The sequence below is a fragment of the Streptomyces sp. NPDC096152 genome (genome assembly GCF_044763235.1).
Lineage (GTDB): Bacteria > Actinomycetota > Actinomycetes > Streptomycetales > Streptomycetaceae > Streptomyces.
The window spans coordinates 398554-422667 of the sequence record NZ_JBIWFW010000009.1; the positions used below are offsets into that span (position 1 = coordinate 398554).

Below are 24114 nucleotides of genomic sequence, written 5' to 3' on the forward strand. Positions count from 1 at the left end.
CTTCGCTGTGATCTGCACCTTTTCCTCAAGGTCTTGCTCTCGGGGGACGCCTGGCGGAGCCAGAGCCAACTGACCGGAGTCGTCGTTAGAGGCGTCCTGCCTGTTGTGCCCGGGTTTCTGGATTCAGGCTCTGGGCCCACCGCATAGGCAGGATCATGGGTGGGGGCCGTGGCGGCCGCCGGGACAAGCGCACAGGAGGGACAGGCGATGCCGGGGGCGGAGGAGTCGGTGTTCGTCAGCTACGCCGGAGTGGACCGGGCCTGGGCTGAGTGGGTGGCGTGGCAGCTGCGGGAGGCCGGTCACCGCGTGGAGCTGGACGTGTGGGACTGGCGCACCGGCGACAACTTCGTCGAGCGCATGGACCAGGCACTGCGGCGTGCCACCGCTGTGGTGGCGCTGTTCTCCAACAGCTATTTCGATCCTGCGCGCTGGACTCATGAGGAGTGGACCTCCATCGTCGCGGGCCGACGTCGGCTCATCCCGTTGACGATCGAACCCCTCAGCGGCAGCGACATCCCCGACATCCTGACCGCGGCAATCCGCAAGGACCTGCACGGTCTGGACGAGCAGGCCGCGATCAGCGCACTGCGGGACGCCCTCGACGGGCCCACCGGCCCGCTCACCGCCCCGCAGTTCCCCGGAGCTGCAGCGGCGCCTGCCTCCGGCGAGGATGCTCCCGGCAGGCGTCCGCGGCTGCCCAGCGGCACGGGCGTACCGGCGGTGTGGAACGCGCCAGGCCGCAATCCGCATTTCACCGGCCGCGAGGCGATGATGACGCGGGTACGGGAGGGGCTGCTGGGCGGCCGGCAGGCGGTGGTGCGGGCCCTGCACGGCCTGGGCGGGATCGGCAAGACCCAGCTCGCCCTGGAGTACGCCCACCGTTTCGCCAGCCAGTACGACATCGTGTGGTGGATCGACGCCGAACAAGCCGACCAGATCCCCATCCACTACACCGAACTGGCCACCCGGCTGGGCATCGCCAGACCCGAGGCCGGCGCCGACCACACCACCCGCACCCTGCTGGAGCATCTGCGGACCCGGGATCGCTGGCTGATCGTCCTGGACAATGCCGACGACCCCAGCGCCTTCGAGTCCGTGCTGCCCACCGGCCCCGGCCACGTTCTCATCACCTCCCGCAACCCCGGCTGGAAGGACATCGTCCCCAGCCACGGACTGAACGTGTTCACCCGCAGCGACTCCGTGGCCTACCTGGCCACCCGCATCCCCGACATCGCCCCACAGCAGGCCGACGCACTCGCAGACGACCTCGGCGACCTGCCCCTGGCCCTTGGTCAGGCCGCCGGGGTCATCACCGCTGGCATGACCCCGGACCGCTACCGCCACCTGCTCACCGGCAAGACCGCCGCCCTGATGGCCAACGGCGGCCCGCCCGGCTACCCCGCCTCCCTGGCGGCTACGGTGGACATCGCCACCACCCGCTTGGCCGCCGACCACCCCCAGGCCGCCGAACTGCTCCGCCTCGCCGCGTTCCTGGGCCCCGACCCCATCCCCACGGCCTGGCTGGAGGCCGGCCGTGACCGGCTGGCCACGCTCACCGTCGACGCCGACGACTTCATGTGGCCCCAGACCGCGCTCCAGCCGCTGGCCCGCTCCGGCCTGGCCGGTGTCGACCACGAAACCTTCCAGATCCACCGGCTCACCCAGGCCATCGTCCGCGACCACACCAGCGAAGCCGACGCCACCGCGGCAGAAGACGACGTCACCACCCTCCTCCTGACCGCCGTCACCCCCAACGACACAAACGCCCCAGCGGATTGGCCGACCTGGGCCGCCCTGACCTCCCACCTCACCGCCCGCCTGGACGCCGCCGCTCAACACCCCCCACTACACCAGACACTCATCCGCGCCGCGCGCTACCTCTGTGTGAGCGGGCAGGCGCGCGCCGGCCGCGACCTGGCCAGCACCCTCCACCCCGCCTGGGTCACCACCCTGGGCGAAGATCACCCCGACACCCTCGGCATCGCGCAATACCTCGGCCATGCCACCGCCGATCTCGGGGAGTACGCCGAGGGGCGCCGCATCATCGAGGACACTCTCGAACGCCGTCGCCGCGTCCTGGGCGAAAACCACGCCGACACCCTCCAATCCGCCAGCGACCTCGCCGCCACCCTGGGCCGTCTCGGGGAGTACGCCGAGGCGCGCCGCATGGGCGAGGACACTCTCGAACGCCGTCGCCGCGTCCTGGGCGAAAACCACCCCGACACCCTCCAATCCGCCACCAACCTCGCCACCACCCTGGGCCATCTCGGGGAGGAGGAGGAAGCGCGCCGCATGGGCGAGGACACTCTCGAACGCCGTCGCCGCGTCCTGGGCGAAAACCACCCCGACACCCTCCAATCCGCCACCAACCTCGCCGCCACCCTGGATCGTCTCGGGGAGTACGCCGAGGCGCGCCGCATGGGCGAGGACACTCTCGAACGCCGTCGCCGCGTCCTGGGCGAAAACCATCCAAACACCCTCCAAACCTCCATCAACCTCTCCGCCACCCTGGGCCATCTCGGGGAGTACGCCGAGGCGCGCCGCATGGGCGAGGACACTCTCGAACGCTGCCGCCGCGTCCTGGGCGAAAACCACCCCGACACCCTCCAATCCGCCAACAACCTCGCCACCGCCCTGGCTAATCTCCGACAACTCGCAGCGGCAGAGCGACTCCTCAAGGACGTTCGTACCCGAAGCCGCCGCGCCCTGGGCGAAAACCACCCCGCCACGCAAGACTGCACGGAGAACCTCGCCTGGGTACTTACCGCCCTGGGTAGACCATTTGAAGCCCAGAAATTACGCGCATCTGGTGGTAAAGCAGGCCAGCGCCGAGCGCGGCGGAAGCGCCGCTAGAGAGCCATGTCCGCCGTGCTGACGTGCTTGACGAGATGAGGAAAGCTGCTCCTCAATTCCCTAGTAGGGCGGCAACACCATCTGCTCGCCGTCCTGCACGGAGTGCTCGCCCTCCCGCAAGTGCTCCGGCTGGGGCTTTACGATGGAGACCGACCGCAAGGGACGCCTCATGCGTGGCAAGAACTGCTGCCTCTGCCACGCGACCGGCAAGCGCATACGCGTCGGCCGCTGGCCCTGCAACCGCTGGGCCCGCATCTACCGCGTCGGCACCTGCTGATGACGGCAGACTGCTCACTTCGTGCCGAACGCGGCGTCCATGAGCTCCTGCCAGTCTGCGCGGGCAAAGCCGGTAGCGATCAGGGTCCCGGTAGTCGACATACGCCACTTCGAGCAGCGTCAACACTTGGTCCACGTCACCCGCCGCGCACAGCACGATCGCGGACTGGACGCGGTCGACCTGCCAATCGGGCCACGTGTTGCCCCACTCCTCCAGCAGCTCGACCACAGCGCGGCGATTTCAGGGTCCGGGAAGTCCCGCCGAACCCGTTCCACAACCCGCGCGCTGACCTGGATCCGTTCCCCCACCGCTTCGCCTTCCTGCCCGCCTTGATGTGCAGGAGAGCCTCCCATGACCGTGACCGTCCCGATGGTCTTCCTGTCCGGGCTTGTCCTGCTCTTCCTGCTGCGCACGAAGACCCTCGGCTACGGCTCCGCATTCGTCGCCGTGATGTTCGGCTTCTACCTCGCGTCCACCGGCGCCGGCGACACCGTCAACATCCTGATGAGCGCCGTCGTCAACGCACTCCCCAACCTGTGAGGAGCACCGCCGTGAACGAACCGCCGCTGCCCACGCTCACACACTCGGTGCCCACCGAGCCGTACTGGCGCGCGTCGAACTGGCCGCGGAGCGCGGACCGATCGTCTGGGTGCCCGACACCTACGGGCGCATGGTCCCCATGCCCAAGGACCTCGCCCCGCCGCCGATGCCGCGCCCCGGGCCGCGCGACCTGACCCCGCTCCCCTTTTCCAATCCATCGACGCTTCCACGACGTAGATGACACTCCAAGCCGAGACCACGATGTACTTCACCATGGCGGAATCAGACCAACTCGACCTTGTGAGGTCGTCGTTCGTGTTGGCGAGGTGAGTTTCGGCACCGTAGGTTTCTCGGCCACCTTACTGACGAGACTCAACAGTGATCGGCGGTCGTCGGGCGGGAGGTAGTCGCGAAGCCTGCTCGGTGAACTCGACGCGGAACTTCATGATGGTCGGAGCGTAGATCTGCGTGCACGATCCGGCCATCGGACACCGGCGACATTGAGGGAGACCCGCCCTCGCTCTGGCTCAGCCTGGACGGACAGCGGCGAAGCGCATGACACGCGAGGCCTTGAGCACCCTCTTCGGAAGGCTGTTCGCCACGTCCCGATTCCACCGGAGCTGGTTGCCGTGCTGCGGTGGCACATCACCGCGTACGGCACGACGCCCGACGGCCGGCTGTTTCAGCCCATGCGCGGCGGCCTCATCCAGGAATCCGGCACGTTCGAAGGCGAGACAGAGTGAGACAGTCGGTGCCTCGCCGGGGGCACGGGCCCTTTGTTTCCCGTCTGGCGGCGCCAGCATTCGAACCTGGGAAGGCTGAGCCGTCAGATTTCCGGTCTGCCTGGTTCGGACTCGCTGTCCCCGCAGATGACCCTGCGGTGAGTCTCAGACCGTTTGGTGCTGCAACCTGCTGTGGGCGCCTGCCGCGCGGAGACGGTCAGCTGGTTGTCAGCTGCCATCTGATCTCTCCGTCGTGCCACTGGTCGGTGGGGGTGAGCCCGGCTGCGGTGGCGACGGCGGCGGATGCCTTGTGGTCCGGGTGGATGTGGGCGGTGACCGTGTGCACGGGGTGTTCCCGGAGCCAGGCGACAAGGCCTTGGGCTGCCTCGGTGGCGATGCCGCGCCGCTGCCAGGAAGTTCCCACCACCCAGGCGATCTCCGCGGTGGCTCCGTGACCGTCGGCTGTGATCGTTGTCTGGAGCGTGCCGGTCAGGCAGGTCGCGTCGCGGAGCTGGATCACCCAGTTGCACCAGGCCTGTGAGGGGTCGGGCGAGCCGTCGGCCCAGCGTTCGTAGCGGGCGCGCAGGGCCTGGGCGCTCTCCGGAACGCCTCCGATGAAGGTGTGCAGGTCGGGATCGGACAGCACGGTGGCCATCTCGTCGGCGTGGCCGACCTGCACGGGGAGTAGGGTCAGCCGGTCGGTGCGGATGGTTTCCGCCTTGAGAGTGATCACGCTGCCTCCGGATGGGAACGTTCGACGAGCGTGCCTCGTTCGAAGCGGGCGCCGGCCCGGACTTGGGCAACCAGTTGGGGTGCGTTCACCGCGGGCCACCGGTTTTAGGTGGACTCGACCAGCTTGAAGACCATAGCCAGGTCAGCGGCCCGGCTGCCAGGCATGCGCACCCCGATGCTTACCAGTGGCGACGGCAGAAGGTACGTCCTCCCTGGCCGCCCCACAGGTTCTGAGCATTGCTCTGCGGGAAAACACCCTGCTGCCCAGCCGCATCAGCACCGACAGAGGCCTTGGCCCGTGCTCGACGGCGAGGGGATAAGGGAGCAGCCAGGCGGCCCTGCTACCGAGCCGGCTGACCACGGCCTCGGAAGCGGGGTACTGGTGAGCCTGGCCAAGGAGTACTGGTCCGGGGCCGCCGCCGCATGCCGTCTATCATCTGCAGCCGCGTCCACGCCGGCGGACGGCCCGGCTTGATGCCCTTCGGCAGCAACGGCCCCAGCCGGGTCCACGGGTCAATAGCTCAGGTCGCCATGCGCCACAGAGCCTGATCACCCATGACCAAGATCTACTTTCGTGCTTGTTGCTGGGCCAGGCTGAGGCTCGTCGTCTTCATGGGGAGACCGAGTGTCGACTTGCTGACGGCGCTGCGGTTCACACTGCGTACTCCGGAACAGTGTGAACCGCAGCGCCTGCGCGCACGGCGGTGTGTCCGTTGGGCCGGTCAGTAGGCGACACCTCCCGGCGTGCAATCTTCCTGCCGGACTGGAGTACCCGCCCACCAGCGACATGATCTTCTATGGGGCCAGGGGGTGCTCGCGGTTACGGGGCCCTCGAGTAGCCGATCGCTCTGCTGTAGAGGGGAGCAACTTGGCTGGTGCGCGTCAGGCGGAAGGAATAGCGCTGAAACGAGGCAGAGCTTGCCGAAGCAGCCCGCGGTGCAGGGCTGTCGGGTACTGCCCACCTCGACATGACGCCCGAAGTTAACCCTGTCGTCATCTTGGATCCGTCTATGGGACGCCGCGACAGCGGACAAAGGGAATGTACGTCAAGCATTCACGCGAAAGGTGTCACCCCGTGCCGCATCTGTTGACCTCGCTCCTCACCAAGGTGGCGGTTGCCGTGATCGAGGCGCTCGTCATGCGTCTGCTCGTCCAGCTCTGGAATGCCCGTGCCCGCAGCGGCCGACCAATGGCGGCCGCTGCCTGAGGCGTCTCGGTTCGGTCCAGAGACTGTGATCGCCGACGAAGTCCCCGGATGTGTCCAGCGCTTCCGTCGCCGCTGCGGAGCGTGACGCTCGCTGTCCACGCGCCCCAGGTCACCAGTCGCTGTATGCGTTCCGGGCCTGCGTGACGTGCGCAAGCGTCTGGCTCTCCGAGCGCGACGAGGCCAGGGAGGGAGCGGTCCGCGCTCTCTTCGCCGATACCGTGTACGACAGCCCCGACGACACCATCGACGCCTCGTAGAAGGACCCGCTGGACGCTGGACGCCGGTCCGTTTTTCGGCCGCTTCGAGGGCCGGAAGCAGCGCCGTAAAAGACCAGCTCACCGGCTACTTCTGTAGAAGGTGGTCCTGGTGGCGCGTTGCACGGCATACTCGGAGCATGGCCGACATCGAGATCGACGACACCACCAGGGCCGCGCTGCAGGATCTCGCCGACACCGAGGGAGTGTCCCTGGAGGACTACCTCGCCAGGGTCGCCGAAGAAAAGCAGCGCGAGCGCGCTCTGAACGCCGGAGCCGAGACATTCCGCCGGGTCACCGGTGACCCGGCCACCGTGGCAGCGTTCGATGCCGAGTTCGGCGGCCCCAGGCCGGCCAAGCACGCCCCGCGGGCGGCCTGACCTGTGCCGGGCGAGTACTACGTCGACTACCGGTGGTTCCTGGAGCGCCAGGAAGAGCTGTTGCCGGAGGACCTGACCGTCGACGATTTCTCCATCCTGGTAGGCATGGCGGCCCGCCACAAGGTCGACCCGCCGCGCCACGACCAGCACCACCCGGATGCCTTTTGGCGTGCCGCGGTGTTCCTGGAGGAATGCGTTCTGCTGCGTCCGCTCCCGGCCCGCAACGAGCTCTTCGGATACGGTCTGGCCATCGCATACCTCGAGATCTCAGGGGTGCGCGTCGATACGAAGTTCGAACTCTGGCTCGATCTGATCAAGGACATCCGTGCCTTGGCGCTGGACTCGTACCAGATCGCCGACCGGTTGCGCTCCTGGCGAGCTGCGTGATCCCTGGCCGGTTCCAGCGCCCTCCGTCGTGCAGCCGCCGCTGATGTCGCCCGCCGGCATCGTTGCGGGATCCCCGCTCGCTCGGCCACGGAGAGAAACGGCGACTGGCACTGGGCATGATCGATGAAACCCGGTTGTGAGACCGCGGGCGTCCCTCTGGTCGTCGCGGACGCCGACTGTGGCGATGCCACAGCCTTCCGCCGGCGTCTGAAGGACGGAGACTGCCCTACGCAGTCGGGATCTCTTCCCAGCTCACCGCCCACCCCGTCCATGCCCGGCCGGTCACCCCGCCTATCAGGGGCAGCGGCCGCCCACCGGCGGCGCAGTACCCGGACAGGCTCATGCCGGTGACAAACCTGGTCATGGAGGCCGGCGCCGGCATGCCCACGGCGTGTGTCCTGGCGCGAGCGCTCCCGGCCGGGCACAGGCCGCAGCAGCCTGAAGCGCATGTACTCGCGTTTCGTCGCCTTGCGTGTATGTCCCGCCGGAGGCGCGATCCGCCAGGCCACGGAAGCTACGGAGTTCTGCGAGCGTGGCTGCTGGTCGAGGGCCCGCCACCAGGTCGGAGCCGGTGCGATCTCCGACTGTCGAGCCTGCTATCGCACATGCCGCTGCCGTCGTTGGTGCGGCTGGCCGAGTTCCGTCGGTATGTCGAGCACGACTACCAGGAGATGCAATGCGCCCCGGGCCAAGCCCTTTTCGAAGGACGCACCTCAATGGCTGGCACCAACGCGTCACCCTCGCCTCCGCCGCCCCTGCCTTCTGCACCCTCTGGCACATCGCCCGCTCTTCAAAGGACACGGCGTCGGTCTTGGCCTTTATCAGGTAGGCCACGAACTACGGGCACCCCTCACCCTCTGGGCCGGCGCCCTGCCCGCGGGCCGCCGCAACCTGATAGCAGTGCGACCAGGTCCGACTAAGCTGGCGGACTGGTCAGTGCGCACCCCGGAGCAGGCGGAGATCATGGGCAGTCTCACCGAGGCGAATCTCAGGGCGCTGGCCGGTGCCCGTTCCTTCGAGCGCGCCCACGGGTACGCGGATGCGGTGTTCGGGGTCGAGGTCGGTGACGGCTGGGTCACCGCCACCGTTCATGGCACGGAGCGGTACGAGGTCCAGCTGACCCTGGACGGGCCGGGCGGCCTCGCCGGCGCGTGCGACTGCCCGTACGGCCTGGAGGGAAACTTCTGCAAGCACCTGGTCGCCCTCGGCCTGCGGGTGCTCGCCCAGCGGGACAGCCTGCCGCGACAACGGGAGGCGGCGCGGGAACGTGCGCAGGATCTCGACGGATGGTTGTCCAGCCAATCCAAGGACGAGTTGCTCGATCTGCTGCGGGATCAGGTGGCCGAGGACCGGCAGCTGCGGCGGCGCCTGGAAGTGCGGGCCGCGAGCGCCCGCGGTGACCTCGCCGCGGTCCGGGCCCGTGTCCGCGACCTGCTCGACATCGGCCCCTTCGCGCAGTACGGGTACGTCGAGTACGCCGATGCCCGCGCCTACGCCGACCAGGCAGGGACGGCGGTGTCCGCGATCAGGGCGCTGACCGGCTCCGGCCGGGCCGCCGACGCGATCACCCTGGTGCGGGAGATGATGCGCCAGCTGGCTGCGGTGGTGGAGAGTGTCGATGACTCGGACGGCAGGCTCGGGCAGATCGGAGCAGACCTCGCCGACGCCCACCTCGCTGCGTGCCAGGCGGCACGCCCCGACCCCGCGGAGCTCGCGCGCTGGCTGGTCGGCCATGCGCTAGGCGACATCGACGACGGCCTGACCGACATCGATCCGCTCGATTACGAGGACGTCCTCGGCGAAGAGGGGATGGCCGTCCTGCGGAAGTCAGCGGTCGAGGCGTGGCGGGGCAACCGTCGCGGCTGGGCGGAGAAGCACCTGATGGAGCGTCTGGCCAAGGCGGGCGGCGATATCGAAGCGCTGATCGCCGTGCACGCGGCCGATCTCTCACCGGACGGCCGCACGCATCTCGTCATCGCCCGCGAGCTGGACACCGCCCGGCGTTCCGACGAGGCCCTGGGTTGGGCGGAACGCGGTGTCCGAGAAGCCCGGGATCTCGCCGGCGTCGACGCCGCTCTTATCGACTACCTCTGCGACCGCTATGCCCAGGTGGACCGGCTGCCGGATGCCGTCGATGTGCGCCGCGAGTACTTCCGCGCCTCCCGCACCCTGGCCGCGTACCAGCAGTTGCGCGCTGCCGCACGGGCCGCGGCCTGCTGGCCGGCCGAACGCAGGGGAGCCCTTTCCCTACTGCGGGCCGATGCGGAGCGACGGCAACAGAGCTGGTACGGCGGCCCGGTCCTGGTCGACGCCCTGCTCGACGACAAGGACGTCGACGCCGCCTGGCAGGCCGCTACCCGCACCGGCGCCCATGACAGGCAGTGGCTCGCCCTCGCCGACCAGGCGCGGGCCGACCGTCCCGCAGACGCGCTCGGCGTCTACCTGCGTCTGGCCGAGCCGTTGACCAACCAGACCGGCAACAGGGTCTACGAGCAGCTCGTCGCCCTGCAGTTGAGCATCCGCGACTGCCACCGCCGCCTGGGCACACTGAACGAGTTCGCCGTGCACGTCACCGCCCTGCGCACTGCCCAAAGGCGCAAGCGGAACCTGATGCGCCTGATGGACGAACACGGTATTTGACCGGACGGCGTCTCGTGGTCGGGCGCTCCACCCCTCTCACGCTGCCCTTGCACTCTTGGCACCGGATGGTCCTCTACACGTGCAGGATGCAGCGCAGGTCCGGTGGCTGCTACCCGCGGCACACGGGAATGTCGCTGCCCGCCAGCCTCTGCGTTACGCCAGGCGTTGAGAGCCACCTTCGGTCGGGCCGAGGTGAACGCGGCGGGCAGCCTGGTGACCGTCGCCAGCGCGGCCGGGGCCTGATTATCGACCTTCCCCGAAGGGATCCGCACCCGTGCCAGCCCCCGTGCGGTGCCGATGCCGTTGGACGCTGGGAGTTCCGCGGCCTGTACCTCGGGCGAGTCGAAGTCAATCTCGGCAGGATCGGTGACCGCGTACGCCCTGTTGCTGAACGAGTTCGGGTCGCGCCAGGCGGCGACGAGTTCGCGGAGTTCCTCGGGAATCGACTCGGCAGTCATGGTGGTGAGGTCGACGGCTGGTCGCTGGTACACCATGCGGCTGACACGGTCGCGCTCATGCGCCGGCAGTCCGATGAAGAAGTCGAGCCCGAGGGGGGCGGCGATCTCGTCGGCGAAGAAGCGGCCCGGCGTGTGGCTGAACACCCGGCTGATCACCTCGCCGACGAGTCAGCCCCAGGTCCGGCCGTGGTATCCGTGTGCCGTGCCCGGAGTCCACAGGGGACGCTGCGCGGCCAGTGCGGCCGCCATCGGATGCCAGACCAATGCCTCGTTCAGCGGGACTGGTTGGTCCAGCGCGATCAAGCCGGCCTCGTGGGACAGGAGCCAGCGCACCGGGATGTCCGCCTTGCTGTTCGCGGCGAACTCCGGCCAGTACTTTGCCACCGGCGCGTCCAGGCCCAGCGCACCGCGTTCGGCCAGCATGTGCGCCGCGGTCGTAGTCGCCCCCCTTGGTGGCCGAGTAGACGAGTTGGAGTGTGTCCCGCGTCCATGGACGACCGGTCTCGGGGTCGGCGACGCCTCCCCACAGGTCCACCACTGGTCGGCCGTGCCCCGGCCGGAGATGTAGTGCACCTGTTGACTTCCCGAGCCACGCGCTCGGAGCCGTGCCCGGTGCCGCGCCGGGCGAGGTGCGAGGTGATCTGTAACCGGCGGACCTTGTCCCGGTGGACCTCTTCGTCGGAGTCGCGGTCGGCGTACAGGTGCTCGGGGCGGCGCAGTGGCTGGCCGCGCTGGCCGTGGATCGGCGGGACGGCCTGGATCAGCGCTAGCTGGCGCAGGTCCAGGGAGTCGTCTCGCCGGTTCGCTCCAGCAAGGGCCACCGATTCCATGCCGAAGGTCTCACGGACTACCGGCATTTCTCGGAGTCACCGCCGTTCTGTGCAGCTACAAGCGACTCCTCCGCCTCACCACATAGGGAACGGTCTTGAGCACACCAGGCATTCTGGGCAAGGTGAACAGCTCAGCGTATCGGTTCCACTCCGGAACGTGAACATGGTCACGCATTGATTCCTTGCAAATACAAATCTCAGAAGGAGAGCATAAGGAAGCTCACAGAAGACATGCAGAAGCATCGGGCATCGAAAAGAGAAGACGTGCGCGCTACGTATTTCTGCAGGTCCGCCGCGACGTTCATCGCGGCAGCGGGGGCCGCTATCCTGCTAACCGCACCTATACCCGCGAATGCATCCACCGAGGTTCCCGCAGCAGCCACGGCGAGCACGTCAAACCCCTGCAAGTCGCAGCACTATTCAAAGGTCGCCTATACCTTCTGGATCGGCCCGAGCAAGATGCCTCTGCGCTGCGGAACGAGAACTTGGGGCTACAACCACATAGTTGAGCGTGGACGCTGGAGCACCAGCTTCAAGAACAAGATCAGCGACACACTTTTCCACGGCTACGAGAGAACCCCCGGGGTGTACTACCGATACAAGGTGGGCACTGGTTGCTCCTCGAAGCCGCCGAGGAAGAACTTCAAGGTGGTCGTCAACAAGGGCCCCCTTGGAGGGATGCCGGGCGGTCTGACGCCTCAGGGAATCATTACGGCCACGGTAGAGTACACAACCCCGGCCGTAGCTGCAGCGTCAGCGAGTGCAGAGGCAAAGTGCTGAGAGGATCCATATGGCCACCCCGGAGCAAGTAAGGGAAGCACTCACCCAAAGACTTTCAGGACTACAGAGCGAGGGGGGAGGAACCTCTCTTGAAGTTCTTGAGGTGAAGGTGATGTCTGTCTTCCCTGAATTGCTTCTGGAAATCCAGGTCAGCGTCTCAGGGCAACTCTGGGAAGTCTCGCTTGACTACCAGGGTCATGAAGCGAGTCTGGTGAGCGGAGACCTCTCCGAAGAGAGCCTGAATTACCTCGGGATGCTTGTGCGAACCCACCTATTCGAGTGGTGGCACACAAAGGACACAGAGAAGTTTTCAGCGCGCATGGGGAAGAGGCTGGACTGAGAGAGTGGTACGTGAGTTGACGTCCGTATGGCAAGCGGGCCGGCTGCGGCGTCGCCGGGCGGTTACGGTCGTGGCTGGGTGAGGGGTGAACAAGCCCTGCTCGGTCTCGACCAGGATTCCGCGCTCGGACAGCCGCTTGAGTTGGAGGCGGGTGTTGTTGATGTTGTTGGGCGCGATCTCCAGATCCATCGCCTCGCACACCCGCCGTGCCCGCAGCGGGGCGTCGGCCGCAGCGAACACCGCCATGATCTGCTGGTAGGTCGGATGATCCGGCAGCTTCGAGGCCGGTGGCGCGGACGGTGGCGGATCGGGCAGCTCCAGGAGTGTCTTGCGGGTGATCCGGATCTCCTCGCGGCCCGGCCGAGTTCGTCCAGCTGCGCGGTCAGCTGCGCGACCTGCTCCCTCGCCTCCTCGACCTGCGCGGCGATCTCCCACTCCCGATTCTGAAGGCGTGCCGGCACCGCCCCCAAGGTCAGCTCCCCGCCGGTCATGCCCCGCGCCAGGCCCGGGTGGAGGTGCCGGCCAGCCGACGGACCATCACATTGCCTATCGCCCAGTACACCCGGGACTCCGTCGAGGCCGGGCGGTGCTCGTAGTCGCGGACCAGTGTGCGGTGGAGCATCAAGGTCCCGTTCGTCTGCTCCACAATCCACCGCTTGGGCTGGGGCGTGAACCCGGCATCCTTCGGGTTGCCGACCACTTCGACCTCGATGCCCTCCTGCTCCCCGTGGTCCACGACGGTGTTCTTGGACCCCGGATCCACCAGGGACTTTTGGACGGTGTCGGTCCCGGCGGCGACCTTGTCCAGCAGGGAGATGCCGGCGGCGTTGTCGTGGGCGGAGGCGGCCAGCCTCAGGTCGACGTTCGCGTCCGCCAACTGTCATCGGCACAGCCGGGGCCTGCTGCAGGGTTGGGTGACACCTGACCTGGCTTGCTGAGAGGCGGCCTGGAAGGATGCTGCAGTGCCCAAGCCGTATCCGAAGGAGTTCCGCGAGGACGTCGTGCGGGTCGCGCGCAGCCGCGAGCCCGGCGTCACGCTGGAACAGACCGCCGCCGACTTCGGCGTCCACCCGATCACGCTGTCGAAGAGGCTGCGCCGTGCCGACACCGACGAGGGCGCCAGGCCCGCAACGGCGTCGGGTGAGTCCGCCGAGCTGCGTGAGGCCCGCAAGCGGATCCGGCTGCTGGAGCAGGAGAACGAGGTGCTGCGCAGGGCCGCGGCGTATCTGTCGCCGGCGAACCTGCCGGCAAAATGATGTACCCGCTCGTCCGCGAGGTGGCCGCCGCCGATGCCCCTCACCGGGTGCCGGTGGCGGTGACGTGCCGGGTACTCAATCTGGCCCGCCAGCCCTACTACCGATGGCTGGCCTCACCGGTCACCGACACCGAACTCGCCGAGGCATACCGGGCCGACGCCCTGTTCGACGCGCACCGCGACGATCCGGAGTTCGGGTACACGCACCTGGGCAGGGGTGGCGAACTCGCTGCCGTCCGAAGGGCTGGGCCGTCAGGACCTTTCGCGCGAGGGCCAAATCCGGAGCGTCCGTCACATCACACCTCTTTGTCCGTGGTCGCCTGGTGGCTGGTGGTCTGCTCTGCGAGGGTGTCGGCCCAGCCCTCGGCCCAGCGGTTGAGAGGACTGAGGGCTCGGTAGGCGTCCTCGCCGAGGGCGGTGAGGGTGTAGGCGCTGTCGTCCTGCTGTGTGATGAGGCCGGCCTGGGTGAGCTCGACGAGGCGCCGGCGCAGGACGCTGGAGGACATGCCGTCGCACCGCTGCTGCAGGGGGCGGAAGCCGGTGGGGCCTTGATGCAGCTCCCAGATGATGCGCAGCATCCAGCGCCGCCCGAACAGGTCGAGCGCCGCCATGATCGGGCGACCGCTAGTGGAACCGCGGACCGGGCGCCCGGGTCTGGGTGTCTCTGTCACGTAGCCCGACATCCCCTCTAGTGCTTCGTTTTTCGAAACGCTAGCATCCTCTTCTCGCTTCGAAAAAAGAAGCGGCTGTTCGGCGGTGCCGACCGTGGACCGTAGGTCCGGCCGCCGCAGACGACGACCAAGGGGAGAAGGAAATGCCCGCTCGTATCGATCCTGCGTCCATGCCCTATCCCGATTACGCCCAGGAGCGGCTCGCACGTCTGGCTCCGCCGGGCGGCGATCCGCTCGTCCTGTTCACGACCCTGGCCACGGACCAACGACTCTTCGAGCGGTTCTTCGGCGGGGGCCTGTTGGACCGTGGGCACCTCACCCTCAAGCAGCGCGAGATCGTCATCGAGCGCATCACCGCCCGCTGCGGCAGCGAGTACGAGTGGGGCGTGCACGTCAGCGGCTTCGCGGAGAAGGCCGGGCTGACCCGCGAGCAGATCGCCTCGACCTGCGGCGGCGGCCCCGAGGACGGCTGCTGGACCGAGGAAGAATGCTGTCTCATACGGCTGTGCGACGGAATCGACGCCGACTGCACTCTGGGCGATGAGGACTGGAAGGACGGACTGAAGTTTTTCACGCCGCACGCACTCTTCGAGATCCTGATGCTCTGCGGCTACTACCGCACGGTCTCCTACATCACCAACGGTCTGGGCCTCCCCCTTGAGGCGTGGGCCGCACGGTTCTCGCAGTACGGCGCGGCACACGGCGGCGGACAATGATCCGGCAGCTCACCTTCGAAGCCAAGGGGCGCGCGGCCTGGCACGAAGCGCCCATGCCGACCCTGATCTGGACGGACGTCGTCATGCATAAATTGGTGGTCCTATATTCCAAGCCCGCCGACCCTGACCACTTCCGCGACTACTATGTGACCAACCACCTTCCACTGGTCATGAATCTGCCCGGCCTGCTTGCGTGGCGATACAGCTTCGACGTGGCGGCGACCAAGGGAGAAGCGCCCTATTTCGCGGTCTTCGAAGGCGACTTCGCTGACGCCGCCGCCATGGCCGCTTCGCGGGCGTCGCCGCAAGGCCAGCGGGTGGCCGCCGATGTCGCCAACTACGCCACCGGCGGTGCGGTCATCCTCCACTATCCGGTGCAGGACGGCACCGGCTGAGGCAGAGGACGGTACGCTCCGGGACGCGTTCGGTCGGCCGTTGCGGCCAGGTCCGACTATCGGCGGAACGCCGTTCCCGGTTGCCGGTTCGTTGAGCGTCAAAGGTGGGCCGATGTCCTGGCCGGATGTCACGGTGGTTGATGCGTGCGTGCGGCGCGACGGCCGGGGCGGCAGCCCCACGGCCGTCACCGACGACGACCCGGCGGCGACGGACGCGGACCGGCGTGCGGTCGCTGCTGCGGCCGGCACCTCGCACGCGGCGTTCCTCGGACCGGGGCGGACGCCGGACGGTGGCTGGCAGCGCTCCGTCACCGGGTGTCGCGCGGGCGAGGGGCCTACCGTGGGAGATGGTCCCGGCGTCGGCCCCGCCGACCGGCCGGTCGTTCACGCCGGGGGCGGAAGGAGGCACGAGATGTCCGATGCGATACGGGACACCACGGCCCGGCGCGTACGACATTTCGTCGACGCCGGATATCCCGACGCCGGGCCCGTCGAGGCGGCGGTGGAGGGAGCCGTCTACCGTCTCGGGGACGGAACGGTGGCCAAGGTGTGGGAGCGCCGACGGGGATCCGAACTACGGCGGATGCAGCGTTTCTACGCCGATGCCGCGGCGCACCTGCCGTTCGGCTCCCCGGAGATCCTCGCCGTCGAGGACATCGACGGTGTCCCGATGACCGTGGAGCGGGAGCTGACCGGCGAGCCCTTGGCGGGCAGGATCCGCACCGACGACCCGGACGAGGTGCTGCCCGAAGCGGTCGACTGCCTGGTCGGCGTGCTGCGCGCCCTCGCGGACGCCCATGACGTCGACGAGGTCAAGCACCTTCCTGTGCTGGACGAGGAACGCCCGCTGTGGGAAGGCCACACCACTTTCGGATCCGCCCTGGCGGACCTGGTGGACCGGCGGGTCAGCCGGTGCGCGGACCGGCTCTCCACGCATGTCCGCGACTTCGACGACACGCGCGCCCGGCTGCTCCGGAAGCTGCGCTCGCTGCCCCGTACCGACGAGGCGGTCGTCCACGGTGACGTCTTCCCGGAGACCGTGCTGGTGGACGACGACCTGCGGCCGCTCGCCCTCGTGGACTACGGCTTCCTGTCCACGGGCGGGGACCCCCGGTTCGACGCCGCCGTGGCCGCGGCCATCTTCCCGGCGGGCACCGAGCACGCCCCGGAGATCACCCGGCAGCTCACCACGCGGTTCGCCGACGAGTTCGGCTACGCGGTCGACGACCTCCTGCTGTACCGGGCCGCCTATGCGATGGCCACGAGCGACGCCTTCGCGCCGGGCGGCGGTGACGAGCACTTCGCCTGGTGCGTCACCGTGCTCGAGGACCCGGCCGTCGCCGAGTCCCTGCACCGGTGACGCACCGCGGGCAGCCGGGCAGCCGGGAAGTTCCGGTGACGGTGTGTGCGGTGCCCTACGATCCCGAGCGGATCCAGGGGCACATGGCCCTGGGGGTCGAGCGGCCCTTCTCTCTGCCGAAGACGCCCGAGGAGGCCACGAAGACAGCGGGTGGATGGTCGAGCGGAAGGTCGGGGTTCCAAGCAGTCAGGCACTGCGCGCTTGGTACAAACAGCGCCTGGGGTACTAGCCTCGTGCTTTCGCGAGGTGGGCTGTCCGGCAGGCGGTCAGAAAAGCAGAAAGTTGCCCTGACCTGCAAGAATGAGGATTGTCGAGGTCCTTGTTCCTGCCACCGGCGGAGGCACTTCCCAGGTGAAGCACTCTCGGGTCCTACCCCCGCGTCCGCGTCCAGGACGACGGCCGCCAGGTCGTCTCCCAGGCCGGGTCGGTCCTGCTCGTCGAACCGGTCCGCAAGACCGGTCTTGACCAGGCCATGTCCCAGGCCCTGGCTCCGTGGCGCAAACCGCGGGCCGTCCACGATCCCGGCAAGGCCCTCCTGGACGTCGCTCTGGCGGTCGCACTGGGTGGAGACTGCCTCGCGGACGTCGCGATGCTGCGGTGTGAGCCGGCCCTCCTCGGCCCGGTCGCCTCCGACCCGACCGTCTCCCGCCTGATCGACACCCTCGCCGCCTCCGGCGAGAAAGCCCTGCAGGCCATCCGGTCCGCACGCTCCGAAGCCCGTGCCCATGCCTGGTCGCTGGCCGGCGAGAACGCCCCGAACACCGACGGCCAGGTCGTCATCGATCTCGACGGCGTCCTCGTGATCGCCCACTCCGACAAGGAGGACGCGGCCCCGATCTGGAAGAAGACCTACGGCCATCACCCCCTGACTGCCTTCCTCGACCACGGACCGGGCGGAACCGGTGAGCCCGTCGCCGCCCCCCTGAGACCGGCAAGCGCGGGCTCCAACACGGCAGCCGACCACACCACCACCGCCCAACTCGCCCTGGCCCAAATGCCCAAGCGCTACCGGCGAGGGCGTCAGACCCTCCTCCGCACGGACTCCGCGGGCGGCACCCACGACTTCGTGTCCTGGCTCGCGAAGCGAGGACGATGGCTGTCCTACTCGGTCGGCATGACGGTCACCGAAGCGATCCACGAACACGTGCTGAAGGTCCCCGCCTCGGCCTGGACCCCGGCCGTCGAGACCGATGGCGAGGCCCGTGACGGGGCCTGGGTCGCCGAGCTCACGGGCAAGCTCCTGGACGGCTGGCCCAAGGGCATGCGACTGATCGTCCGAAAGGAACGGCCCCATCCTGGCGCCCAGTTGAGGATCACGGACGCGGACGGCATGCGGATCACGTGCTTCGCGACCAAAACCCCTGACCGGCCGATCGCCGAACTCGAACTCCGTCACCGGCTGCGGGCCAGAGCCGAGGACCGGATCCGGGCCGCCCGGGCCACCGGCCTGCGCAACCTGCCCCTGCACCACACCGCGCAGAACAAGGTCAGGCTGGAGATCGTCCAGATCGCCCTCGACCTGCTGGCCTGGATGCCCATGCTCGCCCTCACCGGCAAGGCCCGGCTCTGGGAACCCCGCCGTTTGCGATTCCGCCTGTTCTCCGCGGCCGCCCAACTCGTCACCACCGGCCGGCGCAGGATCTCCGCCTCACCCAGCACTGGCCCTGGACCGGCGAAATCACCGCCGCACTCGAACGGCTCGCGCTCCTGCCAAACCCCGGCTGACCAGCAACGTCCACCGTCCCGACGACAACATCACCCGCCCCGGGCAGTGGAACCCGGCGCCCACCCGACGCGACAGCCGGGCCGCCGGCCTGCCCACCATCAGCTCCGGAATGCGAAAGGGGCCACCGACTCCGTCGGCGGACCCTCATGCAAGATCGAGGCTGGGCGGTTTCGTTTGGATCAGTGGGACGTTGATCTGGGCATGGCGCTGACTGACGCCCAGTGGGCGCGGGTCGCGCCGTTACTTCCGGACCGGACGCCGAAGAGGGGTGGCCGTTGGCGGGATCACCGTGAGGTGATCGACGCGATCGCCTTCAAGTTCCGGACGGGAACGCAGTGGGTCCATCTGCCGGAGAAGTACGGGAACTGGCGAGGCGTCTACAACCGACTGCGGATGTGGGCCGTCGATGGCACGGATCGGGACCAGGCTCACCCGAAGGAGTGAAGATCGGGAACTCGTCGACTCAGAGGGCCGTTGCGGATCGGGTGTACTGCGCCCGGAGTGCAGGACGGCCGCGCGCCACCAGGCCCGGGGAATCCCCCGCCCGGGCCTGGTGGCGCCTGACCCGCCCGGCGCGGGCAGCCCGGAGTGACTGAACGGAGTCACGCTGCGGTTGCTGCTCCTGTGCCCACCGCGTTACCTGGAACGGGGCGGAGCGAGGCTCACGGAGCGCGAGGAGCGGCGATGATCACGCAAGACCAGGTCGATCGAATTCTCCGGCTGGACGGGAACGGACTTCCGTTGGTCTCGCTCTACATCCCCTCGGAACCGGACAGGACGGGCCGCCGCGAGTTCCTGACCCGGGTGGCGAGCCTGCTGGACCGCATCCGGCCCCTCGCGGAGGATCGCTCACTTGAGCACGCCGCGCGGCTCTCGCTCCGCGACGACATCGCGAAGATCGGGAAATCGCTCGAGGAGGAGCCCCACAGACCGGGCGCTGTCGCCGTCCTCTCCTGCAGCGGCAACGGCGTCTACGAGCAGGTGTGGCTGCCGCGAAGCACCCGGGAACGCATCGTGGTGGACGCCGATCCGTACGTCCGTCCGATGCTGGGCGTGCTCGACGAGTACTACCGCACCTGCGCGGTCATCGTGGACAAGGGGACCGGCCAGGTCTGGGAGCACTACATCGACGAGGCCCGGGAGCTGGAGACGATCCGCGACCGTACGCTGCGCAAGCCCAACTACGCCGCGGGGCTCGCCGAGGACCGGGTCCGCAACAAGGCCGACGAGCTCAGCAAACGGCACTACCGGCGGCTCATCGGCGAGCTGAAGCAGCTGTTCGGGACCGGGCGCTTCGACCTGCTCGTCGTCGGCGGCCACTCTTCTGAGGTACCGGTCTTCATCGAATTTCTCCCGCGCGAACTGCGGGACCGGCTCATCGGCAGCTTCACCGTCGACCGCGAGACCGCCACGCCCGCGGACATCGAGCAGAAGGTGCAGGAGCTCGTCTCCGACCACGCACACCAGGAGCATCGACAGCTCGTCGGCGAGATCCTCGAAGCCAGGGCGGCCCGGCGGCCCTGCGCCGTCGGGCTCGACGAGACGCTGTGGGCGGCCTCGCTGGCCGCGATCCGGACGCTGGCGGTGGACGAGGAGGCGGTTGCCCCAGGCGTCGTCTGCGACCGGGACGGGCTGCTTGCGCGCTCGGGAAAGACCTGCCCGCTCTGCGGGGAGCGGCTGCGCGAGGTCCCCGACATCATCGACGAACTGACCGAGACCGTCATCGACGACGGCGGCGAGGTCCGGCACATCGAGCCGGAGACGGACCTTCGCGCGCACCAGGCCGGAGCACTGCTGCGCTTCGAACTTCCCCCGCAGTAGGCCGGCGCGGAATAGTTCGCCGGATCCTTTGACCACCTCGCATAATCGGAGTAATCATTGTAAATAGGACCGGTCAACCACGACAGGGCTCCCTCGCGGAGTACCTGTCGGGCACCGGCCAGGTCCCCGGCGACTTCTGAGATACGAGTAGTGGGTTGATCGGAAATTTCCGGGGACCGTCTGTGTGCACGATGCTCTCAGGCCCGGATCGACCATCCGGGCCCACTCTCGTGGCTGTACCATTCTCGGCGGTGCGCAGGCATGGCGTTACCCCAGTCGACGTCAGGCGCAGCACAGCGCCACAGCTTGAGATGGGAAGCAGCAGCCATGCCCAAGGCCGGAATCACCTACTCGAAGAGGAAGGTCGAGGCGACCGACTTCAAGGCCCTCCGCGTGCGCGAGGAAAGCGCCGTGAAGGACGAGTTGGGAGCCATCGCCCGCACGGACGACCGTATCGAGCGCGCGGCCGACGTCATCCGCCAGGCAGACGCCGAGATCGCGCTGCACATCGAGGACCGCGACAAGGCCGTGGCCTCCCTGTGGTTCTACGAGCACGTCCTCGGCCTGGCCCGCGCGATTGACGTCACGAACACCGCCTACCGGGAGATCCTGAGCAAGGCGCTGTACGGCATCGACCGGAGGCGCACCGAGAGCGGGCACTACGAGCTGCGGCCCGTCCCCGACGTCACCGGCCCGGAACTGGTGAAGCTCGCCGAAGGGGCCGGTGTGCCGCGCATCGAGAACGCCTTCGAAGAGCTGCCTCGTCTCGCCAGCGTCGTCTCCGCGGCACGGGCCCGGCGCGCCGCCGCGGTGGTCTTCATGCGGGACGCGGCACTGGCCCTGTCCGAGGAGCCCTACGGCTGGAGCGGCGAGAAGATCGCCGAGCACGCCGGCGTGGGCACGAAGCTGATCTGGCAGCAGCAGCGGACGGCCCGCCTGGCACGCGAGAAGACACGCGAGAGCTGACCGCGCCCCTTCCGTTCGCAGGCCGGCCCCGAGGGGTCTGCTGCAGGATCGGGTGACAGCGGGGTTTATGCAGCCAGAGCTGCGGGTGGGGTCATGGTGGTCTCGTACTCGACGGGGGTCAATCGGCCCAGGCATCGTTGCCGTCGGCGCCGGTGATAGGTCCGTTCGATCCAGGTGACGATCGCGATCCGCAACTCCTGGCGGGTGGCCCAGACGCGGCGGTCGAGGACGTTCTTCTGCAGCAGTGCGAAGAAGCTCTCCATTGCGGCGTTGTCGCCGGCGGCCCCGACCCGGCCCATTGAGCCGACCAGGCGGTGCCGGGTGAGGACAGCGGCAACCTTGCGGGACCGCAATTGCGATCCGCGGTCGGAGTGCACGATGCATCCCGCAGCGGGGCCGCGGCGGGCGACGGCGGACTCCAGCGCGGCCACCGCGAGGCGGGACCTCATCCGGGCGTCGATGGAATAGCCCACGATGCGGCCGGAGTACACGTCCTTGACCGCGCACAGATACAGCTTGCCCTCGCCGGTCGCGTGCTCGGTGATGTCCGTGAGCCACAACCGGTTCGGCCCGTCCGCGGTGAAGTTGCGCCGCACCACTGGGGGGACCCGATAGCGGGGCTGCGCGAGATGCGACGTGTAGCCCGCCGCGTGGTGGTGCTCACGTTCGACACAGACGAGCCCGGATGGCAGGACCGGTTCTGGCTTACCCGCGATTACCTGCCCGAGTTCGCCGCCCTCCTCGCGGAGTTTCCCTCGCTGGTTGGGATGGCTGATGCGATCGGCGCCCGCGCTGAGCCGGTGCCCATCCCGTGGGACTGTGCTGACGGTCTGTTCGAGGCGTACTGGCGTCGACCTCGGGCGTATCTGGAGGAGCACGTGCGCCGTGCGATGTCGGTGTGGACGAGGGTCGGGCCGGAGGCCGAGCAGCGGGTGGTGCGAAGCCTCAGCGACGACCTCGACTCCGGCTGGTGGGCCGAGCGCAACAGCGACCTCTCTGACCTCGACGCGGCAGATCTCGGCCTCCGCCTGCTCATAGCTTGACCCGCGTCGCAGTATCAGCGAGCCATAGTCAAGACGTGGGGGATGAGCTGTGTGGCTCGGATCCGGGAGGTGCCGCCGTTCTTGCAGGCCGGGTCGTGCTTGTCATAGCCGAGGTGGTCGGTGATCTCGCCTGACAGGGCAGGCTCCAGCAGCCGTTTGGTCGGCTGCTTCAACAGTCCGCCCTCGCCTGTCAGTTGAAGTCCCTCAGCCTGGGTCCGCCCCACCAGCTCGTCGATCAGCTGGTCGTCCACGGACTTCGACGACTGCAGCACAGCCACCTTGGTGGTCACGGGCTCGGTCACGTTCTCGCTGGTCATCGGCGCATCTTCCTTGATCAGGAAGGTACACCGAACGTTTACAGCCCCTTTGCCGCACCGCACTGGTGCGACTGGCCACGCAGTCCGTGTCGGATTGCGTGGCCGGGGTGTGCGGTCCGCGGGTTACAGCTGTGGCTGCGGCATCCGCTGCCAGCTGAAGGGGCCGAACGTGGTGTCGGTCACGGGGTGGTTGGCGTTGGGGTCAGCAGTCAGTTTGAGCCATTCCAGCGGGGTGGTGCTGCCGTGTACGACGACGCGGTGGAAGTTGGGGACGTTGTAGTACGGGTGCTCGTTCCAGGCGTTGTTGCCGGGGTCGTGGGCGCATACGCCGGCGCCGGTGGCCGGGTCCGTCTCGCCGGTGCAAGTTGCTGTGGGCGAGAGCGGGTTGTCCGAGCGGTAGAGGTGCGAGTCGCCGTTGAGTAGAAGCACCGGCCGGTGGAACTCGGTGGTCTTCGCCGCGATTTCGCTGATGATCGGTTCGTAGTTCGTCAGGTGGTCCTTGGTCTTGCCGTCGAGGTCCCACATGTCGGCCTGGGCCGAGACGACGACCGCTTTGGCGTGCGTGTCGCGGGCGTCGGTGAAGGCTGCATCGAGCCAGCGGACGTCTGCTGCCGTCCGGTTGGTCCGTTCGTCGCTCTGTGCCTGAGTGGCGGTCGGCACCTTGTACCAGGGGTCGGTGTCGTTGTTTGAGCCGCCGGGCACGTTGATGGTCACGAAGACGATGTCGTTCTGGGCCCACATCACGTTCTCGGCGTACTGGGCGTCGGCCGGGTGGCTCGGGTCGTGGGCGGTGGCCTGGGACACCACGTTCCGTGTGCCGCTGCCGAGGGTGTGGCCGGGCTGCGCGAAGAAGTCCTGACGCACCTTTGCGAGGTTGTCGAGTGGGTTGCCGCAGCGGTAGCTGACGCAGTCCGCAGGGTTGGTGGACACACCGCTGGTACCGATGTAGTGGACTGCACCGGAGGCCGGGTCGTAGAAGCCGCCGCCCTGGCCGGGCGAGTTGAGGCTCGACGCCTTGTGGCAGTCGGCCCACTCGTTGTCGCCCGGAGTGTAGACGAGCGGCTTGGTGAAGCTCTGCCACGCTGATGCGATCGAGGCGTCGTAGTCCTCCGTGCAGAACTCCTTGCCCGAGTGGATGTCGCCCACCTGGATGACGTCGCTGAGCGTGGGATCGCTGTTGATGGTGCCGATGAACGCAGGGGTCTTCTGGAACTGCGAGGTGTCGGCGGTCTGGCCCGCGGGAGTGTACGCCGACTTGCCGTACGGCGAGTCTCCGAACACGGCGAGCGTCAGTGGGCTGTCGGCTGCCGATGCTGTGGCGGCCGGCAGTACGGAAGAGGCAAGGCCGACGGCGACGAGCGTGATGAGCCCGCGCTTGTGTATGCGTCCCAACGTGCGTCCTCTCTCAAGTCCGGTTGGGGGGTGCTCCAGTGGACGGGATCAC

Annotated in this window: 23 protein-coding genes and 3 pseudogenes; 18 read left to right on the forward strand and 8 right to left on the reverse strand. The window is 68.2% G+C overall.

What is annotated here, in order from left to right:
- The first annotated feature begins 207 nt into the window (after nt 1-207).
- The 3 genes from fxsT (at nt 208) to ACIQ9G_RS30010 (ending at nt 3670) form a co-directional block, all read left to right on the forward strand.
- A complete protein-coding gene (gene fxsT, locus ACIQ9G_RS30000) occupies nt 208-2853 on the forward strand; it encodes an FxSxx-COOH system tetratricopeptide repeat protein (protein ID WP_403615698.1) in 2646 nt (881 codons plus the stop codon).
- Between the two features lie 79 nt (nt 2854-2932).
- Complete coding sequence (locus tag ACIQ9G_RS30005; RefSeq protein WP_403615896.1) at nt 2933-3130, forward strand: hypothetical protein; 198 nt, start codon at nt 2933-2935, stop codon at nt 3128-3130.
- 351 nt (nt 3131-3481) lie between these two features.
- Nucleotides 3482-3670, forward strand: coding sequence for a hypothetical protein (locus tag ACIQ9G_RS30010; RefSeq protein WP_403615701.1), 189 nt, complete (start codon nt 3482-3484; stop codon nt 3668-3670).
- A 939-nt stretch (nt 3671-4609) separates the two neighbouring features.
- On the opposite strand, the gene ACIQ9G_RS30015 is transcribed toward ACIQ9G_RS30010, so the two are convergent.
- On the reverse strand, nt 4610-5125 hold the full coding sequence (locus tag ACIQ9G_RS30015; protein WP_403615703.1) for a GNAT family N-acetyltransferase: 516 nt from the start codon (nt 5123-5125) through the stop codon (nt 4610-4612).
- Between the two features lie 1074 nt (nt 5126-6199).
- On the opposite strand from ACIQ9G_RS30015, the gene ACIQ9G_RS30020 reads away from it, so the two are divergent.
- The 4 genes from ACIQ9G_RS30020 (at nt 6200) to ACIQ9G_RS30035 (ending at nt 9992) form a co-directional block, all read left to right on the forward strand.
- Nucleotides 6200-6331 (forward strand): hypothetical protein, encoded by a 132-nt coding sequence (locus ACIQ9G_RS30020; protein WP_403615706.1) that lies wholly within the window; start codon nt 6200-6202, stop codon nt 6329-6331.
- A gap of 394 nt (nt 6332-6725) precedes the next feature.
- Nucleotides 6726-6965 carry an antitoxin MazE7 gene (locus tag ACIQ9G_RS30025; RefSeq protein ID WP_403615713.1) on the forward strand — a complete coding sequence of 80 codons (240 nt, stop codon included), beginning with the start codon at nt 6726-6728 and terminating at the stop codon, nt 6963-6965.
- A 3-nt stretch (nt 6966-6968) separates the two neighbouring features.
- The gene (locus ACIQ9G_RS30030) at nt 6969-7352 is read left to right on the forward strand and encodes a toxin Doc (protein WP_403615716.1); all 384 of its coding nucleotides are present in this window, start codon (nt 6969-6971) and stop codon (nt 7350-7352) included.
- Between the two features lie 963 nt (nt 7353-8315).
- Complete coding sequence (locus tag ACIQ9G_RS30035; RefSeq protein ID WP_403615899.1) at nt 8316-9992, forward strand: SWIM zinc finger domain-containing protein; 1677 nt, start codon at nt 8316-8318, stop codon at nt 9990-9992.
- 268 nt (nt 9993-10260) lie between these two features.
- Here ACIQ9G_RS30035 and ACIQ9G_RS30040 read toward each other — a convergent pair.
- Nucleotides 10261-10997 (reverse strand): annotated as a pseudogene (locus ACIQ9G_RS30040) (serine hydrolase domain-containing protein); the annotation flags it as partial.
- Nucleotides 10998-11511: 514 nt separating this feature from the next.
- On the opposite strand from ACIQ9G_RS30040, the gene ACIQ9G_RS30045 reads away from it, so the two are divergent.
- Together ACIQ9G_RS30045 and ACIQ9G_RS30050 are read left to right on the forward strand one after the other, a co-directional pair.
- Complete coding sequence (locus tag ACIQ9G_RS30045; protein WP_403615719.1) at nt 11512-12060, forward strand: hypothetical protein; 549 nt, start codon at nt 11512-11514, stop codon at nt 12058-12060.
- Between the two features lie 10 nt (nt 12061-12070).
- The gene (locus ACIQ9G_RS30050; RefSeq protein ID WP_403615722.1) at nt 12071-12400 is read left to right on the forward strand and encodes a hypothetical protein; all 330 of its coding nucleotides are present in this window, start codon (nt 12071-12073) and stop codon (nt 12398-12400) included.
- Here the strand turns inward: ACIQ9G_RS30050 and ACIQ9G_RS30055 are convergent.
- Both ACIQ9G_RS30055 and ACIQ9G_RS30060 read right to left on the reverse strand, forming a co-directional pair.
- Complete coding sequence (locus tag ACIQ9G_RS30055; RefSeq protein ID WP_403615725.1) at nt 12371-12646, reverse strand: hypothetical protein; 276 nt, start codon at nt 12644-12646, stop codon at nt 12371-12373. The genes ACIQ9G_RS30050 and ACIQ9G_RS30055 overlap by 30 nt on opposite strands.
- A 241-nt stretch (nt 12647-12887) precedes the next feature.
- Nucleotides 12888-13250: pseudogene (locus tag ACIQ9G_RS30060) on the reverse strand (IS5/IS1182 family transposase); the annotation flags it as partial.
- Between the two features lie 112 nt (nt 13251-13362).
- On the opposite strand from ACIQ9G_RS30060, the gene ACIQ9G_RS30065 reads away from it, so the two are divergent.
- On the forward strand, nt 13363-13656 hold the full coding sequence (locus ACIQ9G_RS30065) for a transposase (RefSeq protein WP_403615727.1): 294 nt from the start codon (nt 13363-13365) through the stop codon (nt 13654-13656).
- A gap of 295 nt (nt 13657-13951) precedes the next feature.
- Here the strand turns inward: ACIQ9G_RS30065 and ACIQ9G_RS30070 are convergent, their stop codons facing one another.
- On the reverse strand, nt 13952-14266 hold the full coding sequence (locus ACIQ9G_RS30070) for a winged helix-turn-helix transcriptional regulator (RefSeq protein WP_403615730.1): 315 nt from the start codon (nt 14264-14266) through the stop codon (nt 13952-13954).
- A 230-nt stretch (nt 14267-14496) separates the two neighbouring features.
- Between ACIQ9G_RS30070 and ACIQ9G_RS30075 the strand changes: the two genes are divergently transcribed.
- The 7 genes and pseudogenes from ACIQ9G_RS30075 (at nt 14497) to ACIQ9G_RS30105 (ending at nt 21310) form a co-directional block, all read left to right on the forward strand.
- Nucleotides 14497-15042 carry a carboxymuconolactone decarboxylase family protein gene (locus ACIQ9G_RS30075; RefSeq protein ID WP_403615733.1) on the forward strand — a complete coding sequence of 182 codons (546 nt, stop codon included), beginning with the start codon at nt 14497-14499 and terminating at the stop codon, nt 15040-15042.
- Complete coding sequence (locus tag ACIQ9G_RS30080; RefSeq protein ID WP_403615736.1) at nt 15039-15437, forward strand: EthD family reductase; 399 nt, start codon at nt 15039-15041, stop codon at nt 15435-15437. Before ACIQ9G_RS30075 ends, ACIQ9G_RS30080 begins: the two co-directional genes overlap by 4 nt.
- 412 nt (nt 15438-15849) lie before the next feature.
- Nucleotides 15850-16797, forward strand: coding sequence for a phosphotransferase (locus tag ACIQ9G_RS30085; protein WP_361778580.1), 948 nt, complete (start codon nt 15850-15852; stop codon nt 16795-16797).
- A 358-nt stretch (nt 16798-17155) separates the two neighbouring features.
- Nucleotides 17156-18522 (forward strand): annotated as a pseudogene (locus ACIQ9G_RS30090) (IS1380 family transposase); the annotation flags it as partial.
- Between the two features lie 202 nt (nt 18523-18724).
- Nucleotides 18725-18967 (forward strand): transposase, encoded by a 243-nt coding sequence (locus ACIQ9G_RS30095; protein WP_403615739.1) that lies wholly within the window; start codon nt 18725-18727, stop codon nt 18965-18967.
- Between the two features lie 240 nt (nt 18968-19207).
- Nucleotides 19208-20344, forward strand: a complete 1137-nt coding sequence (locus ACIQ9G_RS30100) for a hypothetical protein (protein ID WP_403615742.1) — start codon at nt 19208-19210, stop codon at nt 20342-20344.
- A 327-nt stretch (nt 20345-20671) separates the two neighbouring features.
- Entirely contained in the window at nt 20672-21310 is a 639-nt protein-coding gene (locus tag ACIQ9G_RS30105; RefSeq protein WP_403615745.1) for a hypothetical protein, read from the forward strand.
- A 65-nt stretch (nt 21311-21375) separates the two neighbouring features.
- Here ACIQ9G_RS30105 and ACIQ9G_RS30110 read toward each other — a convergent pair whose 3' ends face one another.
- Nucleotides 21376-22026 (reverse strand): IS3 family transposase, encoded by a 651-nt coding sequence (locus tag ACIQ9G_RS30110; RefSeq protein WP_403615902.1) that lies wholly within the window; start codon nt 22024-22026, stop codon nt 21376-21378.
- Here ACIQ9G_RS30110 and ACIQ9G_RS30115 point away from each other — a divergent pair.
- Nucleotides 21961-22353, forward strand: a complete 393-nt coding sequence (locus ACIQ9G_RS30115; protein ID WP_403615923.1) for a hypothetical protein — start codon at nt 21961-21963, stop codon at nt 22351-22353. The two genes, ACIQ9G_RS30110 and ACIQ9G_RS30115, sit on opposite strands and share 66 nt — an antisense overlap.
- A 14-nt stretch (nt 22354-22367) precedes the next feature.
- Here the strand turns inward: ACIQ9G_RS30115 and ACIQ9G_RS30120 are convergent, their stop codons facing one another.
- Both ACIQ9G_RS30120 and ACIQ9G_RS30125 read right to left on the reverse strand, forming a co-directional pair.
- Nucleotides 22368-22670 carry a hypothetical protein gene (locus tag ACIQ9G_RS30120; RefSeq protein ID WP_403615748.1) on the reverse strand — a complete coding sequence of 101 codons (303 nt, stop codon included), beginning with the start codon at nt 22668-22670 and terminating at the stop codon, nt 22368-22370.
- Nucleotides 22671-22793: 123 nt separating this feature from the next.
- Entirely contained in the window at nt 22794-24062 is a 1269-nt protein-coding gene (locus ACIQ9G_RS30125) for a hypothetical protein (protein ID WP_403615751.1), read from the reverse strand.
- Between the last annotated feature and the right edge of the window lie 52 nt (nt 24063-24114).

Excerpts from the sequence above, each read along its gene's own strand:
- ACIQ9G_RS30085 (WP_361778580.1), top strand. The coding sequence starts at position 15,850 with ATGTCCGATGCGATACGGGACACCACGGCCCGGCGCGTACGACATTTC.
- ACIQ9G_RS30120 (WP_403615748.1), bottom strand. The coding sequence starts at position 22,670 with ATGACCAGCGAGAACGTGACCGAGCCCGTGACCACCAAGGTGGCTGTG.
- ACIQ9G_RS30070 (WP_403615730.1), bottom strand. The coding sequence starts at position 14,266 with ATGGCGGCGCTCGACCTGTTCGGGCGGCGCTGGATGCTGCGCATCATC.
- ACIQ9G_RS30075 (WP_403615733.1), top strand. The coding sequence starts at position 14,497 with ATGCCCTATCCCGATTACGCCCAGGAGCGGCTCGCACGTCTGGCTCCG.
- ACIQ9G_RS30080 (WP_403615736.1), top strand. The coding sequence starts at position 15,039 with ATGATCCGGCAGCTCACCTTCGAAGCCAAGGGGCGCGCGGCCTGGCAC.
- ACIQ9G_RS30050 (WP_403615722.1), top strand. The coding sequence starts at position 12,071 with ATGGCCACCCCGGAGCAAGTAAGGGAAGCACTCACCCAAAGACTTTCA.
- ACIQ9G_RS30095 (WP_403615739.1), top strand. The coding sequence starts at position 18,725 with ATGGCGCTGACTGACGCCCAGTGGGCGCGGGTCGCGCCGTTACTTCCG.
- ACIQ9G_RS30035 (WP_403615899.1), top strand. The coding sequence starts at position 8,316 with ATGGGCAGTCTCACCGAGGCGAATCTCAGGGCGCTGGCCGGTGCCCGT.
- ACIQ9G_RS30010 (WP_403615701.1), top strand. The coding sequence starts at position 3,482 with ATGACCGTGACCGTCCCGATGGTCTTCCTGTCCGGGCTTGTCCTGCTC.
- ACIQ9G_RS30045 (WP_403615719.1), top strand. The coding sequence starts at position 11,512 with ATGCAGAAGCATCGGGCATCGAAAAGAGAAGACGTGCGCGCTACGTAT.
- ACIQ9G_RS30105 (WP_403615745.1), top strand. The coding sequence starts at position 20,672 with ATGCCCAAGGCCGGAATCACCTACTCGAAGAGGAAGGTCGAGGCGACC.
- ACIQ9G_RS30055 (WP_403615725.1), bottom strand. The coding sequence starts at position 12,646 with ATGGCGGTGTTCGCTGCGGCCGACGCCCCGCTGCGGGCACGGCGGGTG.
- ACIQ9G_RS30025 (WP_403615713.1), top strand. The coding sequence starts at position 6,726 with ATGGCCGACATCGAGATCGACGACACCACCAGGGCCGCGCTGCAGGAT.
- ACIQ9G_RS30100 (WP_403615742.1), top strand. The coding sequence starts at position 19,208 with ATGATCACGCAAGACCAGGTCGATCGAATTCTCCGGCTGGACGGGAAC.
- fxsT (WP_403615698.1), top strand. The coding sequence starts at position 208 with ATGCCGGGGGCGGAGGAGTCGGTGTTCGTCAGCTACGCCGGAGTGGAC.